Origin of the sequence: Streptomyces sp. NPDC001832 (genome assembly GCF_040297265.1) — a bacterium.
In the GTDB taxonomy this organism is placed as follows: domain Bacteria; phylum Actinomycetota; class Actinomycetes; order Streptomycetales; family Streptomycetaceae; genus Streptomyces.
The window spans coordinates 1-17101 of record NZ_JBEOYU010000010.1 but is presented as its reverse complement, the minus strand read 5'-3'; the positions used below and the strand labels follow the sequence as shown (position 1 = coordinate 17101).

Sequence of the window (17101 nt, the reverse complement as noted above, 5' to 3'; positions counted from 1 at the left end):
CATCCGCTACGAAGGTCATCAATGCCCGACAGCCAAACCTCTGCATCACGCGGCGGAGTCCGCCTTGCGCGCGGAGCTTCGCCGTGGCTCCTCCCGACCGTCGCCACGGCGGCACTCAGCCTCGCCCGGGCCCGCAAGTCCGGACGCTGGGCCGCGGTGGCCGTGCCCACCACCGCGCTCGCGGCAGGCATGCTGTGGTTCTTCCGCGACCCCGAGCGTGAGATCACGCAGGGCCGGGTCATTTCGCCGGCGGACGGCGTGGTGCAGAGCATCATGCCGTGGAAGGACGGGCGCACCCGCGTCGCGATCTTCATGAGCCCACTGAATGTCCATGTCAACCGTGCGCCCCTGGCCGGCACGGTGACCTCGGTCGAGCACATCCCCGGCGGGTTCGTTCCGGCGTTCAACAAGGAGAGCGAGAACAACGAGCGCGTTGTCTGGCACTTCGACACCGAGCTCGGTGACATCGAGATGGTGCAGATCGCCGGTGCGGTCGCCCGTCGCATCGTCCCTTATGTCCCGCAGGGCACGAAGGTAGAGCAGGGCGAACGCATCGGTCTGATCCGCTTCGGCTCCCGGGTCGACATCTACCTGCCGGAAGGTATCGATGTTGCGGTCGAGGTCGGCCAGGCCACCACCGCGGGGGTGACTCGAATTGACCGTGATTGATCCTGACACTCAGGCCGGATGGGTGCCGGAGGCGGAGTCCGAGGACGACGCCGGCGAGGACATGCCGCTCTCACTGCGCCTGTCGATAGCGGACACCCTCACTCTCGGCAATGCCACGTGCGGTTTCATGGCGGTGTACTTCACCACCACCGGAATCCTCATCCCGCATCTCACGGGCAGCGACGAGAGCGGCATGGCCCGGCACTCCGCGGCCACCGCCGTGATCCTCATGCTCATGGCTGCGGTGTTCGACCTCTTCGACGGGCTGGTGGCACGCAAGCTGCGCTCCTCTCCGATGGGTGCCGAGCTGGACAACCTCTCGGACCTGATCAGCTTCGGGCTCGCCCCGGCGTACTTCGTCCTCGTGTACGGCATGGTCGCGGACGACGCACACCAGCGGGTTTCGGCGCTGGCGGCGATCGTGGTGCTGCTGGCGGTGGTGCTCAGGCTTGCCAGATTCTCCTGCGTGACCATGAAGGACGGCATGTTCCAGGGCATGCCGAGCCCCTTCGGAGCGCTCACGGTCGTCTCGATCGTGCTCCTGGAGCTCCCCTTCCCACCGACGCTGCTCGCCATCGTCGGAGTGGCGTGGCTGATGGTCAGCCGGGTCGAGTACCCGAAGCCTCGGGGCGTTCTCGCGGTGGCGATGCTCAGCTGGATCGTGGCCGCGATGGGGCTCCTCGCCGCGTGGGCGTTCGACGCCCCCGGCGGAAAGCTGCTCCTCCAGACCGGCTGTGCGCTACAGGTGATCCTGGGAGCGGTCATCCCGCTCTTCGCAACGGCACGGCGGGTGAACACCTTCCGCGACAACCGGCGTGAGGCACGGGCGGCGCAGCTGCCGTAACGGCACAAACGATTCGTAAGAGGGCCCCGGGTGTTCCCCAGCACCCGGGGCCCTCTGCATGTGCTGGGAATGCGCCCGGCTTACGCACGTCTCCTGGTCCCGCCTGCTATGCACCTCCCGGCTCTCAGAGGCTGTCGGGTACGAGCACGGCGGCCCCGTTCACCCGGTCGGCCGCCAGGTCGGCCAGTGCCTGGTCGGCCCTGCTCAGCGGGTAGGTACTCACTGTGACCCGGATGCCCACGCGCTCGGCCAGAGCGAGGAACTCGCGGCCATCCTCGCGGGTGTTGGAGGTGACGCTGCGCAGATTGCGCTCCTGGAACAGGTGACGCTGGTAGTTCAGCACGGGAATGTCCGAGAGGTGGATTCCGGCGATGGCAAGCGTGCCGGACCTGTCCAGTGCCTCCATAGCCACCGGCACCAGGTCGCCGACGGGTGCGAACAGGATCGCCGAGTCCAGGGGCTCCGGCGGGCGGTCGTAGGCACCGCCCGCCGACGCGGCACCGAGGTCCAGAGCGAGCGCGCGTGCCTGTGCCGAGCGGGTCAGCACATGAACGGTGGCGCCCTCGGCGACGGCCACCTGGGCAGCCAGATGGGCCGACGCGCCGAAGCCGTAGATTCCCAGCCGCCCGCCCTCCGGCAGCGCACTGCGCCGGAGCGACCGGTATCCGATGATCCCGGCACAGAGGAGAGGTGCGAGCCGGACGGCGTCCTGGTCTTCCGGAAGCCGGTAGGCGAACGCCTCCGGAACCAGCGCCGTGTCGGCGAAGCCGCCGTCCGCGTCCCACCCCGTATAGGTGGACCGCGGGCAGAGGTTCTCCTTGCCGCCCAAGCAGTACCGGCAGCGCCCGCACGTTCCGCGCAGCCACGCTCCGCCCACCCGGTCGCCGACACGGAAGACGCCGACGGCCTCGTCGCCAACGGCAGCCACCCGGCCGACGATCTCATGACCGGGGACCGTGGAGGGACGGCGCGGCAGGAGATCGCCCTCGGCCAGATGGAGATCCGTGCGGCAGACGCCGCACGCTTCCACGTTCAGCAGAAGCTCCCCAGGGCCGGGAGCAGGCATCGTGCGGCGTACGCGTGCCAGGGGCCCGGTGCCGATCGGACCGGGTGTCCGGACGGCCCAGCCGCTCTGCTCAGCTGGGACGGACTCGGAGACAGCCACACATCAAGCCTGCGGCGGAGGAGCCGGACAGGCAACCGCCCCCGTTGTCCGCAGTCTCACCCACAGCTCTGCTCCTCGCGGCGGTCGTCACCGAACGGAATCGCACATACCAGGAAATCAAGCGAGTCTGTGCGCAACTCTCCGAGATGGTGTCGCAACAGGACACCTGATTCACTCCATCAGCCGTACGAAGCGTGCGCGGACCCGCGATCCGAAGCAGGCTGAGGGGCGAACGGCACCGCAACGAAGGCAACCGGACGCCGAGACCCGGGCGGACGGGCGCCATAAGAGGTGGAGCCATGCCCCCTGTGTCTGCGAATATCCATGTGCCCCGCCCTGCGGACGAGATCTTCTCGTTTCTCCGGGATCCGCGGAATCTGGCCGTGTGGTCGTCGAGCATAGATCACGTGATCGAGGGCCCGATCAGCACGGAACTCGGCGACGAGTACACCTGCAAGTTCCCGGGCAGGCGCCGGGTGCACCGCCTCACATGCACCGCGAGCTCACCTGTCGAGTACCTGGCCTTCCGCGGTGCGCGCATGTGGACCCCACTGGGCCGCCATTCCCCGGAACTCGAGTTCCGGCTGAGTCCGAGCCGATGGGGAACGCTGGTCAACGTTTCGGTCAAGCCCCATCTGGACGGCGGCATGATCATCCTTGCCCCGTTCGTGACGATGGCATGGCGTCGTGATCTGCCGGTGGAGCTGCGGCTTCTGGCGGAGCTGCTCGCCGACGGGGACCGTCCCGATGCGGACACGAGTGACGGTCAGGGGTCGGCGCCCTCTGTGGGGTGAGGCGAAGGGTGCGGCTCCGATGCGCGGGGCTGTCCCCCTCCGCCCGCCCCTTCCCGATACCGGGACGCCGTCCCGGCCCCCGGTCCTCGATCGCCGGACGAGCTGGGTCTCCCTGGGTCTCCGCACCCGTCCCGCGAGATCGAGGGCCGCGACCGGAACGGACTACAGGAGGGACGACCGGAACGGGCTACAAGAGGAAGTCGTGCGCGATCGCCTCGGATGCCCGTTCCAGTAGTGGTCCCGCCTGGGCCATGGAGACCGCGGGGTCCGGTTCCAGGTCCGTGAGGGCGTACGCGCGGCTGATGCCCGCGCCGGTCAGGGCCTTTGGCGGCAGGGCGAGGCGGCCACAGACCGCCACGACGTCGACGCCCGCGGCACGGGCCGCCGCGGCCACGCCTGCCGGGGCCTTGCCATGGAGGGTCTGCTCGTCGAGCGAACCCTCCCCGGTGATCACCAGCGTGGCGCGTGCCAGCGCGGGGGCGAATCCGAGGACGTCGAGCATCACCTCGATGCCGGGGCGGAACCGGGCGCCGAGAGCGACCAGTGCCCCGTAGCCGATGCCGCCCGCCGCGCCTGCCCCGGGCAGCCGGGCTTGGTCCGGGCCCAGGATGGACGCGTAGTGGGCGAGCGCGGCATCGAGCGTCGCGATGTCGTCCTCGGTCGCGCCCTTCTGCCGGCCGTAGATCTCCGGGGCGCCCTTCGGGCCGGTCAGCGGGTTGTCCACGTCGCTGGCGAGGATCAGGTCCACGTCGGCCATTCGCGGGTCGAGGCCTGACAGGTCCGCCTCGGCCAGATCGGCGAGGCCGCCGCCACCGGGGCCGACGGGCTTGCCCTCCGCGTCCAGGAAGCGGGCTCCGAGCGCGACCAGCATGCCCGCGCCGCCATCCGTGGTCGCGCTGCCACCGACGCCGAACACGACCGTCCGGCCACCCGCGTCGAGCGCCGCGGCCAGCAGTTCGCCGGAGCCGTACGTCGTGGCCGTCAGCGGGGCGAAGACCCCTGCGGGGAGATGCTGGAGACCCGACGCCTCGGCCATCTCCACCACCGCCGTGGTGTCGCGCAGCGCGTACGCCGCGGTCACCGGATCACCGAGCGGCCCCGTCACCCGCACCTCGCGGCGCTCGAACCCGGCGGCCACCGCCGCCGCCACCGTGCCGTCGCCGCCGTCGGCCACAGGCAGGGTCTCGACCTGCAGCCCGGGGACGACGCGCCGCAGCCCGGCCGTCACTCGCTCCGCGACCTGTACGGCCGTGAGCGAGCCCTTGAACTTGTCCGCCGCAACGAGCACGCGTGCGGTCTCCATCACTGCTCCGTCCGCCACCTTGAATCCCCTGCTCTCGAACAGGCAGTCGCACCGCCCCCGACCCTATCCGCGGCGGATACCCGCTGCCCAGAGCCGTCGTCGCAGCGGCTCTCCTACTACGCTGCCCGCGTGACCACCACTGATTACGCCACCTACATCGCGGGGCTCCCCCGGGTTCTCGCCGCCGCGGCCACTGTGTTCCGGGACGCCCACGGGCGAGTGCTGCTCGTCGAGCCGAACTACCGGGACGGCTGGGCGCTGCCCGGCGGCACGATCGAGTCGGACAAGGGCGAGAGCCCTCGGCAGGCCGCGCGACGCGAGACAGCCGAGGAGATCGGTCTCGATCTGGAGCCGGGACGGCTGCTCGCGATCGACTGGGCCCGCGGCCCGAAGCGGCCACCGATCGCCGCCTATCTGTACGACGGCGGAGTGCTGGAAGAGGCGGAGTTGAAGGCGATCCGGCTGCAGGAAGAGGAACTCCTGTCCTGGGAACTGGTCGAGCGCGACGACCTCGACCGCTATCTGCACGACGGTCTCGCGCTGCGCCTGAGGGCGGCACTGGATGTGCTCGATTCCAACAGTGGTGCAGTGGAGCTGGAGGACGGCCGCCCGGTGGCCGACTGACGCCCGAGCCCGCTCGCGCACCCACCCATCCATCCACCCACCCACCCATCCATCCACCCGTCACGTATAGCCCGTATTACCCTTGTGTCCCGTTGTCTTGATGAACCGTCAGCTGATAGTCCGGTCGATGACTGCCGGACACCCGAGTTCATGTGCCATTGGTCCGCAGTGCACGCTCGACCGGCATCATCCGAACTCCACGACAGCGGAGGGATCATGCGTACGCACACGGGACACCTCGGCGGGCTGCTGGCCACGATCGTCGCAGCGTTCGCCTGTATGTCAGTCGTCGCCACGGCGTCGACCGCGACCGCTGAGCCGTCGTCGGCCCCGGCCGCACACCGCAAAGTGCCGCTGTCGGTCGACGGTGGCGCCTGGCAGTCGGGGCATGTCCAGGGCATGGCCATCGACCGCCGCAAGGGCTTCATGTACTTCTCGATGACCAACCTGCTGGTCAAGACCGACCTCAAGGGCAACCCGGTCGGCTCGGTCACCGGATTCACCGGCCATCTCGGCGATCTGGACTTCAACGAGAAGGACGGCAGGGTCTACGGCTCGCTGGAGTACAAGGAGGCGAAGTCCTTCTACATCGCGATCCTCGACGTCAACCGCATCACCCGGATGGACATGGACGCACAGTCCACGGGTGTCGTCTCGACCGTCTATCTCAATGAGGTCGTGAAGGACTTCACCGCCGATATGAACGGCGACGGTGTCTTCGACGGCGACACGGGCAGTACGCCCGACCACCGCTACGGCTGCAGCGGCATCGACGGCGTCGCCTTCGGCCCGGCGTTCGGCGACCGGCGCGGCAAGCGCGGCGAGCAGAAGCTGACGGTCGCGTACGGCGTGTACGCCAACACGGCGCGCACGGACAACGACCACCAGGTGCTGCTCCAGTACGACGTCACGCGGTGGAAGAAGTACGAGCGCCCGCTGACCGAGTCCGCACCGCACACCAGCGGCCCCGCACACGTCGACGGCAAGTTCTTCGCGTACACCGGAAACACCACATACGGCGTGCAGAACCTGGAATACGACGGGTACAGCGGCAACTGGCTGATGGCTGTCTACAAGGGCACCAAGCCGGGCTTCCCCAACTACTCGGTCTTCGCGCTGGACGGTGCGAAGAAGCCGGTACCCGGCCCCGTCCGCGGGCAGCAGGAGCCGGAGCACGGTCTGCTGCTGCCTCTGCTGCGTGAGGGGGCGCATGATGAAGCGACCGGTACGTACGGGTGGCCGGCGCCGGGGCAGTACGGGCAGTACGGACTGATCTCGCTCGACGACGGGCGGTTCTATCTCGCGCAGAGCGGCAAGGTCCAGGACGGCCAAGTCACCAAGCAGACCGTTCACGCCGTGCTGAACACCTGGACGGGCCTGACCCCGTCGCCGTTCAGCCCTGTTGGTCCTGCGGCTTGACGTCCGCCTCGCGCAGCGACTGCTCGCGCGCGGCGATCCGTGCTTCGGTGCGGTGGCCGCGCGCGATGTAGTCGCGTACCAAGAGTTCGACGGCGACCTGCGAACCGCTGATACCCGCGAGCACCATCAGGCTGCCGGTGGACAACGGGGCGCGGCTGATCACGGTGAACGCCGAGCCGACGCCGTACGACGAACTGGCCGCACAAGGCTCTACCGATCCCTGCCTCCGGATCGAACATGTGCACACCCCCGCCCGCCGGTGGGGTACAGTTGATGGCTGCGAAGGGGAGTAGCCCCGCAAACCGGTCGTCGACACACTGGAGCCCTCGGGTTCCCGGTGGCCGGGCCCGTAGATCCCTACGGGCGGGCGAGACCTTCGGTCAGGTATGACACGCCCGCGCCTCGTGGGCGCTGACGTCATGCCGGGCCGAGTGGTCCTCCGAAAAGCCTGAGTGGCGCTTCGCGAAGGCCCGGGGCCCGGCTCTCACAGAAAGCCACCCGGAATGCACCTCGACCCCCTGGCGATTCTCACCGCCTTCGGGCTGATCTTCCTCGCGGAACTCCCCGACAAGACGATGTTCGCGTCGCTTGCCATGGGCACCCGTATGCGACCGCTGTATGTCTGGTTCGGTACGTCGTCCGCGTTCATCGTGCACGTCGCCATCGCCGTGGGGGCGGGCAGCCTGATCGGGCTGCTGCCCGACTGGATCGTCAAGCTCGTCTCGGCGTCCCTCTTCGCGTTCGGGGCGTTCATGCTGCTGCGCAACGGCGGCGGCGATGCCGAAGAGGAGGGCGGCGCCAAGACGGTGACCGGCTTCTGGCCGGTCTACTCGACCGCATTCATGGCGGTCTTCATCAGCGAGTGGGGCGACCTCACCCAGATCACCACGGCCAATCTGGCCGCGAGCAACGGCACCTGGTCCACGGCGATCGGGTCCGCGGCCGCCCTGATGTCCGTCTCGGCGCTGGCGCTGCTCGCGGGGCAGTTCATCGCGAAGCGGGTGCCCCTCAAGACGGTTCAGCGGATCGGCGGGTTCTGCATGCTGGGTCTGGCGATCTGGACCCTCGTGGAGATCTTCACCGGCTGACACCTCCGCCGCCACGGCGCTGCTTCGGCTTTTCCCTCGTGGATTCCGGACGGACGGGCTTGGACCAGGTCTGCCAAGCCCGTCTTCGCGTTCTCCGCACGGGCGGCGTCAGAAGAGTGCCGGAGTGTTGTCCTGCGTACCGTTCTCGAAGGCCAGCAGCCGCTGCTTGCGGTCGAGCCCGCCGCCATAGCCGGTGAGGCTGCCGGAGGCGCCGATGACGCGGTGGCAGGGGACGATGATGCTCACCGGATTCCTGCCGTTGGCAAGGCCCACCGCGCGTGAGGCACCCGGTTTGCCGAGACTCTCGGCCAGTTCGCCGTACGAGCGGGTCTCGCCGTACGGAATCAGCAGGAGCTGCGCCCAGACGCTGCGCTGGAACGGGGTGCCTTCCAGATGCAGCGGCAGGTCGAACTCACGTAGTTCACCGGCGAAGTAGGCGTCGAGCTGGCGGATGGTCTCTGTGAAGGGGCGTGGGTCGGGGTCGCCGAAGGTCTCCTCGGGCGGGCGGTGCCGCTGGTCCGTCATGTAGAGGCCTGCGAGTGCCCCGTCAGTGGCAACGAGAGTGAGCGGACCGTACGGACTGCCGACGACCATGTGCTGTCGGTTCGCGTCACGCGTATGCGTCGCGGTCATGGGTGAACTCCCCTTATGCGGGCAGGTGGTTGATGGGGTGATCGGCCACGGTCCAAAGGTACTGGACCGCGTACGCCCGCCAGGGCCGCCAGGCCGCCGCGCGGGCGGTGAGCGCTGCGGGTGTCGACGGGAGGCCGAGCTGTCCGGCCGCGCGCCGGATGCCGAGGTCGGTGGGGAGGAAGGCGTCCGGGTCGCCGAGCGCCCGCATCGCGATCACCTCGACGGTCCAGGGGCCGAAGCCGGGAAGAGCGGTCAGTTCGGCCCGCGCCTTCTCCCAGTCGGCGTCGGTGCCCAGCCGCAGTATGCCGTCGGCGAGTGCGCCTACGAGTGTGGTGAGGGTGGTGCGGCGGCTGCGCGGCAGGGCGAGCTGTTCGGGGTCGAGCGCGGCAAGGGCCTCGGGGGTCGGGAAGAGATGGGTGAGGCCGCCCTCCGGGTCGTCGACGGGGAGGCCGTGGGCGGTGACCAGACGTGCCGCGTGGGTGCGGGCGGCCGCGGTCGAGACCTGCTGGCCGAGCACCGCCCGTACGGCGAATTCCGCACCGTCGACGGTACGCGGCACCCGGCGGCCCGGCGCCTTGTCGACCAGGGGTGCGAGGAGTGGATCGGCGCGCAGCTGGTCGTCGACGGCCACGGGGTCGGCGTCCAGATCGAGCAGCCAGCGGCAGCGGCTGATCGCAAGGGTGAGATCGCGCGGATCGGTGAGGGAGAGCCGGCAGGCGATGTGGTCGGGGTGCGGGGTGAGGGCGACGATGCCGTGCCCGTACCGGAGGGTGAGCGTGCGGCGGTAGGCGCCGTCGCGCCACTCCTCGACACCGGGGACCGCGGTCGCGGCGAGGTGACCGAAGAGGTTGGTGGGGTTGAGCGGGGCCCGGTACGGCAGCCGCAGCGCTATCACGCCCGGAGTAGGCGATGCCGCGGACCGCGTGGCGCGGGTGCGTAGCTCGCCAGGGGCGAGTGCGAAGACCTCACGGACGGTGTCGTTGAAGGTACGGATCGAGGAGAAACCGGCGGCGAACGCGACCTCGGCCATGGGCAGCCCGGTCGTCTCGATGAGCAGCCGTGCGGTCTGGGCGCGCTGCGCACGGGCCAGGGCGAGCGGGCCGGCCCCCAGCTCGGCGAGCAGCTGGCGTTCGATCTGCCGGGCGGAGTAGCCCAGCCGGGCCGCCAGACCGGGGACGCCTTCGCGGTCGACGACACCGTCCCGGATGAGTCGCATCGCACGGGCAACGGAGTCGGCACGGGCGTTCCACTCCGGGGAGCCGGGACTGGTGTCGGGGCGGCACCTCTTGCAGGCCCGGAATCCGGCCTGCTGGCAGGCGGCGGCGCTGGGGTAGAAGGTCATGTTCTCGACCTTCGGCGGCACGACGGGGCAGCTGGGGCGGCAGTAGATCCGAGTGGTCAGGACCGCCGTATAGAACCAGCCGTCGAAGCGGGAGTCCTTGGACTGGACGGCCCGCACGCAGCGCTCGGTGTCGGTGTGCATGACTCAAGCATCGGGCACGGGGCACCTGGAGGCTGGCGAGAATCCGACATCAACCTTGCACTGCCAGGACCTCGGCCGTCCCCGTCAGCCCTGCGCTGCCAGGACCTCTTCAAACTCCGCATACGCATCCGCGTCGAACAGCACGAACCTCACCTCCTCGACGGGCGGGGCGGCCTCCTCCAGAACTGTGCGAATGGCGATACGCGCCCCGTCGCCCATGGGCCAGCCGTAGATCCCGGTCGAGATGGCAGGGAAGGCGACAGTACGTGCCCCCAACTCCGCCGCCACACGCAGCGATTCGCGGTAGCACGAGGCGAGGAGCGCGGACCGGTCTTCGGTACCGCTCCAGACCGGCCCTACGGTGTGAACCACCCATCGGGCATCGAGCCTTCCGGCGGTCGTGGCGACAGCCTGGCCGGTGCGCAGCCCCTTTCCGTACTGCGAGGCGCGCAATTCGCGGCACGCCGCGAGGATCTCCGGACCGCCGCGCCGGTGGATCGCTCCGTCGACTCCGCCGCCGCCGAGCAGGGAGGAGTTCGCCGCGTTGACGATGACATCGGCGGACTGCTGGGTGATGTCACCGCGTACCAGGGTGACGGTGACGGCCTCGGGTGTGCGCATCCGGCCATGATGCCGTGTCCCCGTTGACCGGACGCCCTTGGCGCTCCGAAGGATTCTTGGTGTTCCGGACGGCACCGGCCCCGTTCCCCCGGCACTCCGGACGGCTTTGAAAAGCTCAGGCCGCCCGCAGCCGCCGCCAGACGGCCTTCGCCGCGTGGTGACCGGACATGCCGTGCACACCCGGGCCGGGCGGAGTGGCCGAGGAGCACATGAACACCGCCGGATGCGCCGTCGCATACGGAACCCGTGCGAGCTTGGGCCGTATCACCGTCTGGAGGCCGGAGTACGCGCCGCACGCGATGTCGCCGCCGACGTAGTTGGCATTGCGCGCAGCAAGCCGGGGCGGCCCCGCGACCGCTCGGGCGAGCACCAGATCGCGGAAGCCGGGGGCGAAACGCTCCAGCTGCCGCTCGATGACATCGGTGGCGTCGCCCTCCCAGCCCGCCGGGACGTGTCCGTACGCCCAGAAGACATGCCGGCCCTCGGGCGCCCGGGAGGGATCGACCAGACTGGGCTGTGCGGTGATCAGGAACGGCACGCTCGGGTCGCGGCCCGCCACCGCGGCGCTCAAGGCAGAGTCGATCTCGCCGGCCGTGGGGCCGATGTGGACCGTACCCGCTCTGCGGGCCTCCTTCGCGGTCCAGGGTACGGGGCCCGACAGCGCGTAATCGATCTTGAAGCAGGATGCCCCGTACCGATAGCGACTGTAGGCGTGGCCCAGCCCCGCGATGCGTGCGAGGGCGGTCGGCGAGGTGTCGAAGATGTAGGCGCGGGCGGGCGGGAGCTCGTCCAGGCGCTTGACCTCCGTGCCGGTATGTATCGTGCCCCCCTGCTCGCGCATGTATGAGGCAAGGGCGTCGGAGATGGCCTGCGATCCGCCGCGCGGCACCGGCCAGCCCTTCTCGTGCGCGGCGAGGGCGAAGAGCAGGGCGATCCCGCCGGTGGCCAGGCCGCTGACAGGGGCTATGGCGTGGGCGGCGAGCCCGGCGAACAGACCGCGCGCCTTCGCACCGCGGAAGCGTCGGGAGAGCAGTGTCGCGGGCTGGAGCGCGTCAAGACCGAATCGCACCCAGCGGTAAGGGTCACGGGGCAGCCCGTCCCACGGGGTGCGCAGAAAGTCCTCGGCAAGGGTGTCCCAGTGGCCGAGGAAGGGGGCGACGAGCCTGCGGTACGCCCCCGCGTCCTGGGCGCCCAGCGACATGGCGCTCTCCCCCACCGACCCGGTGAGCACGGCGGCCGACCCGTCCGGGAACGGGTGGGCAAGCGCCAGGTCGGGCTGGAGCCACTCCAGGCCGTGCCGGGCCAGTGGCATCGCGGCGAACGCGGGCGAGCCGATGCCCAGCGGATGGACGGCGGAACAGGGATCGTGGCGGAAGCCGGGGAGGGTGAGCTCTTCGGTGCGGGCACCGCCTCCGACGGCCTCGGCCGCCTCGAAGACCTCCACGGCAAAGCCACGGCGGGCCAGTTCGACCGCGGCGGTCAGTCCGTTGGGCCCCGCCCCCACGACGACAGCATCAAGCATCGACGGCACCTTCGGACTCCTTCTCAGCCGACGGCCAGGACACCCAGGATATTCCGAGGCACCGACAGCGCTACCGCGGGTGGGGTCGCCGCTCCATGAACCGTTCCGCCTGATCCAGCACGGCAACGGCGCAAAGTGGCCACGCCCGGCCTCTCAGTCCCGCTGAACGGCCGTGAAGCGGAGCGCGAGCAGGTCCGGCAGAGCGTCCCGTTCCTGCTGGGTGAACTCGTGGGCGAGGCGGCGGTCGATCAGACTTCGTCGCGGAGCGCCTCAAGGATGCGCTCGACGGTCGCCTCGTCACGGGCCGCCGTGAACGGCAGGGCGTTGCCACCGGTGAGGCGGTACGGGGCGCCGGACAGCGTGGCCTGGGCGCCTCCCGCCTCGGTGACCAGGAGCAGACCTGCCGCGTGGTCCCAGGCGTACTCCCAGTTGAAGGCGACCGCGTCCTTGTCGCCGCGGGCGACGGCGAGGTATTCGAGGCCCGCGGAACCGCAGGGACGGGCATCGATGCCCTCGGTATGCAGGCCGAGGAGAGCGCGCTTCTGCGCCTCGGTGGTGAAGTCGGGGTGCGACATCGCCACCCGCAGATCGGCGCCGGGCGTGGGCGAGCCGACGTGTACCGGCTTGCCGTTGAGTGTGGCACCGCGGCCGCGGACGGCGATCGCCATCTCGTCCAGAGCCGCGGCATACGTCCAGGAGGCGAGGAGTTCGCCGCGGTGAGCGAGGGCGACCAGGGTGCAGAAGCCCGGTTCGCCATGGACGAACTGGCGGGTGCCGTCGACCGGGTCGACGATCCACACCGGTGCGTCGCCGCCCAGGGCGTCGTAGACCTTCGGATCGGCGTGGACCGCCTCCTCGCCGACGACGACCGAGCCCGGCAGGAGCCTGGTCAGGGATGCGGTGAGGTGTTCCTCGGCAAGGCGGTCGGCGGTGGTGACGAGGTCGTGCGGGCCGCTCTTCTCGACGATCTCGTGCGCGGCGAGCTGCCGGTAGCGCGGCATGATCTCGGCGGCGGCCGCTGCGCGGACCGCCGCCTCGACCTCGGTCAGGTCCCCGGCAAGCAATTCATCGATCATGCCCCCAGCTAAGCACGGTCCACCGGGGAGCCGACGACCTGGTCATGACGTGGCCCGTCCAGGATCGCCTCCGTCCTTACGCCCGCGCTGCTCTGCCCGTTCCCGTTCACATCCCGTTCAAGTACCTTGCGGGAACCGATCCCACGGCCGTTCTCCGGCCCAGGTAGATCCACCGCTCCACCACGCACTACCGCTTCACACTCCTTTCCACTGGGCCGACCGCACACCGCAGACTCCCCTCCGGTGCGGCGTGCCCCCGGACCGCTGAAGGGCACCGTGAAGAGAACTTTCCTTGGGGCCGTGCTGGCCGGAGGCCTGCTGGCCGCAGTGCTGGCCGCACCGGCCGGCGGATCCCCCGCACTGGACGTCGACACCGCAGCCGCGGCGACCGGCAACACCCTCGTGGACAGCTGGAAGCCGCCTCTGAGTACACGCGGCCGGTACATCGTGGACGCAGACGGCAACCGCTTCAAGCTCAAGTCTGCCAACTGGCATGGTGCGCAAGGTTCGTGGAACGGATCGGGGGACATCAACGCCCCCGCGAACCACCACGACGCCGAGAAATCCGACCAGATGCCACTCGGCCTCGACCGCGTTCCCATCACCACAATGCTGTCGGACTTCCGTGAACTCGACATCAACAGCATCCGCCTTCCGTTCTCCAACGAGATGGTGCACGACCAGCGCCCGGTCTCCGACGCGGCGGTCGCCGCAAACCCCCAACTCCGCGGCAAGACCCCGCTCCAGGTGTTCGACGCAGTGATCGCCGCCACGACAGCCGAGGGCTTCGCGGTCGTGCTCAACAACCACACCAACACGTCCCGCTTCTGCTGTGGCCTGGACGGCAACGAGCGCTGGAACACCAGTCAGAGCACCGCGCAGTGGGAAGCCGACTGGTTGCTCCTGGCCAAGCGGTACAAGGACAACAAGCGCGTCGTGGGCGCCGACCTGTACAACGAGGTGCGGCGTACGATCACCGACGACGCCAACTGGGGCTGGGGCAACGACCACGACTGGTGGGCTGCCTCCCAACGTCTCGGCGACCGACTGCTCACTGAGGCCAGCCCCGACCTGCTGGTAGTGGTCGAGGGCATCAACTGGCAGGGCATCCCCGCGGACGGCCTGCCGCACTGGCGACCGACGCTGGAACCGACGCGCACGCTCTCACACACACTCCTGGCGTCGAACAAACTCGTCTACTCGGCACACTTCTACGGCTACACCGGCCCGAACCACACCGGGGCGACCGGCACCGGGGAGACACACGACTGGCGCTACCAAGAGCTCTCGCGCGACGAACTGTTCGCGACGCTGCAGCGTCAGGCTTTCTTCGTCGCCTCCGACACCGGACAGCACTACACCGCGCCACTGTGGATCAGCGAGTTCGGCATCGGCGCCGATGAGACCGACCCGCGGGCGCGCGCCTGGTTCGGCAACTTCGTCGACTACCTGATAGCGAACGACACCGACTTCGCGTACTGGCCGCTGGTCGGGTTCACCGGGCACGGGCACTGGAAGCTGCTCGACTACGACACCGAGGGCCGGCGCTCCGGCCTCCTCGACGGTGGCGACTGGCGCGCCGTCGACTGGAACCGGCTGATCGCCGCACCCGGCAAGACCGGGCCAGTGCCGGCGAACCAGAACTGGAACATGCTGAACCTCGACCACGCGGACGCCGTACAGTCCCTGCGGGTGCGCTCACAGGGGGACTGGGACTCCGGAGCCCGCAAGGGCGTGTGCCCGGACGGGCAGCGGATCACCGGTGTGTCCCACCGCGATGGCCGCAGCCTCTGCACGGACGCGGGTGCGCCCGGACTCGCGGCCCCGGCAGGCGGATTCACCGTAGTGACGGACGAACGGTACGCCCAGCAAGGCGACTGGGCCTCGGGCTACACCAAGTTCCAGTGTCCCCAGAACCAGTTCATGACCGGATACAGCATCCGCGGGCAGGCCGTCTCCGGCGTGCTGTGCGCCTCCGCGTCACGTGCGCTGCCGACAACTGGCCGCACTGTGTGGTTCGACCGTGGCGACAACCGCCCGGCCGGCAACCCCGGTGGCGAATTCGCCTCCGGCAACTACAAGGGCCAGTGCTCCACCGACGAGTACGCAGCAGGCATCGCCTTCACCGGTGCGTGGGCCAAGGGCAAAACGCCCGACGCCCTGCTCTGCCGCAAGCTGTAGCACTTCAGGAAGGCGGCCGCCGAGCGCAGTGGCGCGACGCGGCCGCCGACCGCAGCGCGGCGGAGGTCCTGCCGGGGCTGGGCAGGCTCAGAACCAGTCGTCGAGCCTGGGCGGGTCGCAGAGTTCGAAGACCACCTCGCCCGTATCCCGGTCACCGTCGGCAACCGGGCGGACCCGCGCGCCGACCGATACCTCGTGCGGTGCGGCGCCCACGACACGGCAACGGAACACAAAGCCCTCGGGGAGCCGGACGAGGGACTCGTTGCGTGCCGCGTCCGTGTAGCGATGCACGACGCCGGACCTCACCACGACGCCCAGACCGGCGCTGTGTTCGGGCTTCAGATCACTTGATGCGCACACCGGACACAGCAGCCTCCGGAAGGAGGCCGTGCCGCACCAGCGGCATCGGTCGTAGTACAGGCCGACTTCCTCATGCACCGTCTGCACGGTGCCACTTGATGACTGGGACACGTTTCGACCCCCTGCGCTCGGCTCGTATGCGCCGTACCTGCGCGTAGGCGCGTCCGCACCATAAGGCACTGAGTGCTGAAACGTAAAGACACTCAGTGCCACACCTAAGGGCTGTCCCGTAATCCGTGGTGGATCAGCGCGCGGCGTCAGATGCGGTGCATCGCAAGGCGGAGGGACGTCCGCATGCTGAATGTATGCGGACGTTCCGACAACGCGGCGAGGTGCCGTAGCTGTCGTCGCGCGCCCGCCAGGGATTACGGGACAGCCCTTGGGTCGGGCCGCAGTGTCAGCCCCGGCCCATGACCGACTCGATCTCCTGCACGACGCGCCACATCGGGGCCCCTTTGGCGGCAACCATGACAACGACGTCACCCTCGGCTGCTACCGGGGGCGCGCCCCCGGCCGCCGCACTCCCCCACACCTGGCGAACCAACCCGAGGGCCTGATCCACCGCGGCCTCCGCGTCCCCCTCACCGCCCGAACGCAGCCACGTCCGCAGCCCGTTGTTGTGCGCGGCGACCACGGACGCGGCGATCACCTCGGCCCGCAGCGCACCGTCCCCCGACTGTCCGTACCGGTCACGGAGATAGCCGGCCAGCGTCTGCTCGTAACGGCGCACCACGGACAGTTCATAGGTACGAAGCCCGGGCACCTCCCGGGTGAGCCGGTAGCGCTGGACGGAGAATTCAGGGTTGGCGGAGTACATGCGCAGCACCAGCCGCGCCGCGTCGCACACCGCGTCAACCGGCTCCGCGTCACCGGCCGCAGCAAGAAACGCGGTCATGTCGGCGAGGCAGCGCTCGTGATCCGGGAAGACCGCGTCCTCCTTGGAGGGGAAGTACCGGAAGAACGACCGGCGCCCAACCCCGGCCCGCGCCACGATGTCGTCCACCGTGGTCTGCTCGAAGCCCCGCTCCAGGAAGAGCTGGAAGGCCACCTCGGCGAGCACCTCCCGCATGGGGGCCTTCTTCGCCGGTCTGCGTGCGTCAGTCATGCGGGGAACGTAGCACCGGAAGGCTCATTCTGGCACCGGGTTCCTTTACAGAGGGTACTGAGTGCCATATTCTCTCCGATACGAACCACACCCAGGTTGTCGATACGAACCACATCCAGGTAGGAGAGCCGGCGTGAGCTTGAGGATCGTTGTCTGTGTGAAGTACGTGCCCGACGCCACCGGCGACCGGCACTTCGCTGATGACCTGACGGTG

The 17101-nt window shown here is 69.4% G+C and carries 17 protein-coding genes and 1 pseudogene; 8 read left to right on the top strand and 10 right to left on the bottom strand.

Going from position 1 to position 17101, the window contains the following annotated elements; all coding sequences use genetic code 11:
* The first annotated feature begins 21 nt into the window (after positions 1-21).
* Both ABT115_RS10935 and pssA read left to right on the top strand, forming a co-directional pair.
* On the top strand, positions 22-669 hold the full coding sequence (locus tag ABT115_RS10935; RefSeq protein WP_351786699.1) for a phosphatidylserine decarboxylase: 648 nt from the start codon (positions 22-24) through the stop codon (positions 667-669).
* Positions 670-691: 22 nt separating this feature from the next.
* Complete coding sequence (gene pssA / locus ABT115_RS10930) at positions 692-1513, top strand: CDP-diacylglycerol--serine O-phosphatidyltransferase (RefSeq protein WP_502969072.1); 822 nt, start codon at positions 692-694, stop codon at positions 1511-1513.
* A 124-nt stretch (positions 1514-1637) separates the two neighbouring features.
* Here the strand turns inward: pssA and ABT115_RS10925 are convergent, their stop codons facing one another.
* Complete coding sequence (locus tag ABT115_RS10925) at positions 1638-2678, bottom strand: zinc-binding alcohol dehydrogenase family protein (RefSeq protein ID WP_351786693.1); 1041 nt, start codon at positions 2676-2678, stop codon at positions 1638-1640.
* A 299-nt stretch (positions 2679-2977) separates the two neighbouring features.
* On the opposite strand from ABT115_RS10925, the gene ABT115_RS10920 reads away from it, so the two are divergent.
* Complete coding sequence (locus ABT115_RS10920; protein WP_351786690.1) at positions 2978-3472, top strand: SRPBCC family protein; 495 nt, start codon at positions 2978-2980, stop codon at positions 3470-3472.
* A 187-nt stretch (positions 3473-3659) separates the two neighbouring features.
* On the opposite strand, the gene ABT115_RS10915 is transcribed toward ABT115_RS10920, so the two are convergent.
* Positions 3660-4775: a glycerate kinase gene (locus ABT115_RS10915; RefSeq protein ID WP_351786687.1), complete on the bottom strand. Its 1116-nt coding sequence runs from the start codon at positions 4773-4775 to the stop codon at positions 3660-3662.
* Between the two features lie 129 nt (positions 4776-4904).
* Between ABT115_RS10915 and ABT115_RS10910 the strand changes: the two genes are divergently transcribed.
* Both ABT115_RS10910 and ABT115_RS10905 read left to right on the top strand, forming a co-directional pair.
* Positions 4905-5399 (top strand): NUDIX domain-containing protein, encoded by a 495-nt coding sequence (locus ABT115_RS10910; protein WP_351786684.1) that lies wholly within the window; start codon positions 4905-4907, stop codon positions 5397-5399.
* A gap of 216 nt (positions 5400-5615) precedes the next feature.
* Positions 5616-6818 carry a hypothetical protein gene (locus ABT115_RS10905; RefSeq protein WP_351786681.1) on the top strand — a complete coding sequence of 401 codons (1203 nt, stop codon included), beginning with the start codon at positions 5616-5618 and terminating at the stop codon, positions 6816-6818.
* On the opposite strand, the gene ABT115_RS10900 is transcribed toward ABT115_RS10905, so the two are convergent.
* Positions 6793-6945, bottom strand: coding sequence for a DUF2191 domain-containing protein (locus ABT115_RS10900; RefSeq protein WP_351787096.1), 153 nt, complete (start codon positions 6943-6945; stop codon positions 6793-6795). The genes ABT115_RS10905 and ABT115_RS10900 overlap by 26 nt on opposite strands.
* A gap of 376 nt (positions 6946-7321) precedes the next feature.
* Here ABT115_RS10900 and ABT115_RS10895 point away from each other — a divergent pair, with 376 nt between their 5' ends.
* Positions 7322-7906 (top strand): TMEM165/GDT1 family protein, encoded by a 585-nt coding sequence (locus tag ABT115_RS10895; protein WP_351786678.1) that lies wholly within the window; start codon positions 7322-7324, stop codon positions 7904-7906.
* A 108-nt stretch (positions 7907-8014) separates the two neighbouring features.
* On the opposite strand, the gene ABT115_RS10890 is transcribed toward ABT115_RS10895, so the two are convergent.
* The 5 genes from ABT115_RS10890 to ABT115_RS10870 all read right to left on the bottom strand — a co-directional run bounded on the left by ABT115_RS10890 (position 8015) and on the right by ABT115_RS10870 (position 13241).
* On the bottom strand, positions 8015-8539 hold the full coding sequence (locus ABT115_RS10890; protein ID WP_351786675.1) for a methylated-DNA--[protein]-cysteine S-methyltransferase: 525 nt from the start codon (positions 8537-8539) through the stop codon (positions 8015-8017).
* Between the two features lie 13 nt (positions 8540-8552).
* Positions 8553-10022 (bottom strand): AlkA N-terminal domain-containing protein, encoded by a 1470-nt coding sequence (locus ABT115_RS10885; RefSeq protein ID WP_351786673.1) that lies wholly within the window; start codon positions 10020-10022, stop codon positions 8553-8555.
* Between the two features lie 84 nt (positions 10023-10106).
* Positions 10107-10643, bottom strand: coding sequence for an O-acetyl-ADP-ribose deacetylase (locus ABT115_RS10880; RefSeq protein ID WP_351786670.1), 537 nt, complete (start codon positions 10641-10643; stop codon positions 10107-10109).
* Positions 10644-10758: 115 nt separating this feature from the next.
* A complete protein-coding gene (locus ABT115_RS10875; protein WP_351786667.1) occupies positions 10759-12174 on the bottom strand; it encodes a phytoene desaturase family protein in 1416 nt (471 codons plus the stop codon).
* Between the two features lie 239 nt (positions 12175-12413).
* The gene (locus ABT115_RS10870) at positions 12414-13241 is read right to left on the bottom strand and encodes an inositol monophosphatase family protein (protein ID WP_351786664.1); all 828 of its coding nucleotides are present in this window, start codon (positions 13239-13241) and stop codon (positions 12414-12416) included.
* Positions 13242-13484: 243 nt separating this feature from the next.
* Here ABT115_RS10870 and ABT115_RS10865 point away from each other — a divergent pair, with 243 nt between their 5' ends.
* Complete coding sequence (locus tag ABT115_RS10865; protein ID WP_502969067.1) at positions 13485-15422, top strand: glycoside hydrolase family 5 protein; 1938 nt, start codon at positions 13485-13487, stop codon at positions 15420-15422.
* Positions 15423-15509: 87 nt separating this feature from the next.
* Here ABT115_RS10865 and ABT115_RS10860 read toward each other — a convergent pair whose 3' ends face one another.
* Together ABT115_RS10860 and ABT115_RS10855 are read right to left on the bottom strand one after the other, a co-directional pair.
* Positions 15510-15860: a Zn-ribbon domain-containing OB-fold protein gene (locus tag ABT115_RS10860; RefSeq protein ID WP_502969066.1), complete on the bottom strand. Its 351-nt coding sequence runs from the start codon at positions 15858-15860 to the stop codon at positions 15510-15512.
* A gap of 319 nt (positions 15861-16179) precedes the next feature.
* The gene (locus ABT115_RS10855; RefSeq protein ID WP_351787090.1) at positions 16180-16851 is read right to left on the bottom strand and encodes a TetR family transcriptional regulator; all 672 of its coding nucleotides are present in this window, start codon (positions 16849-16851) and stop codon (positions 16180-16182) included.
* A 169-nt stretch (positions 16852-17020) separates the two neighbouring features.
* On the opposite strand from ABT115_RS10855, the pseudogene ABT115_RS10850 reads away from it, so the two are divergent.
* A pseudogene (locus ABT115_RS10850) lies at positions 17021-17101 on the top strand (electron transfer flavoprotein subunit beta); the annotation flags it as partial.

Excerpts from the sequence above, each read along its gene's own strand:
- ABT115_RS10905 (WP_351786681.1), top strand. The coding sequence starts at position 5,616 with ATGCGTACGCACACGGGACACCTCGGCGGGCTGCTGGCCACGATCGTC.
- ABT115_RS10900 (WP_351787096.1), bottom strand. The coding sequence starts at position 6,945 with ATGGTGCTCGCGGGTATCAGCGGTTCGCAGGTCGCCGTCGAACTCTTG.
- ABT115_RS10895 (WP_351786678.1), top strand. The coding sequence starts at position 7,322 with ATGCACCTCGACCCCCTGGCGATTCTCACCGCCTTCGGGCTGATCTTC.
- ABT115_RS10935 (WP_351786699.1), top strand. The coding sequence starts at position 22 with ATGCCCGACAGCCAAACCTCTGCATCACGCGGCGGAGTCCGCCTTGCG.
- ABT115_RS10855 (WP_351787090.1), bottom strand. The coding sequence starts at position 16,851 with ATGCGGGAGGTGCTCGCCGAGGTGGCCTTCCAGCTCTTCCTGGAGCGG.
- ABT115_RS10880 (WP_351786670.1), bottom strand. The coding sequence starts at position 10,643 with ATGCGCACACCCGAGGCCGTCACCGTCACCCTGGTACGCGGTGACATC.
- ABT115_RS10890 (WP_351786675.1), bottom strand. The coding sequence starts at position 8,539 with ATGACCGCGACGCATACGCGTGACGCGAACCGACAGCACATGGTCGTC.
- ABT115_RS10915 (WP_351786687.1), bottom strand. The coding sequence starts at position 4,775 with ATGGAGACCGCACGCGTGCTCGTTGCGGCGGACAAGTTCAAGGGCTCG.
- ABT115_RS10870 (WP_351786664.1), bottom strand. The coding sequence starts at position 13,241 with ATGATCGATGAATTGCTTGCCGGGGACCTGACCGAGGTCGAGGCGGCG.
- ABT115_RS10885 (WP_351786673.1), bottom strand. The coding sequence starts at position 10,022 with ATGCACACCGACACCGAGCGCTGCGTGCGGGCCGTCCAGTCCAAGGAC.
- ABT115_RS10920 (WP_351786690.1), top strand. The coding sequence starts at position 2,978 with ATGCCCCCTGTGTCTGCGAATATCCATGTGCCCCGCCCTGCGGACGAG.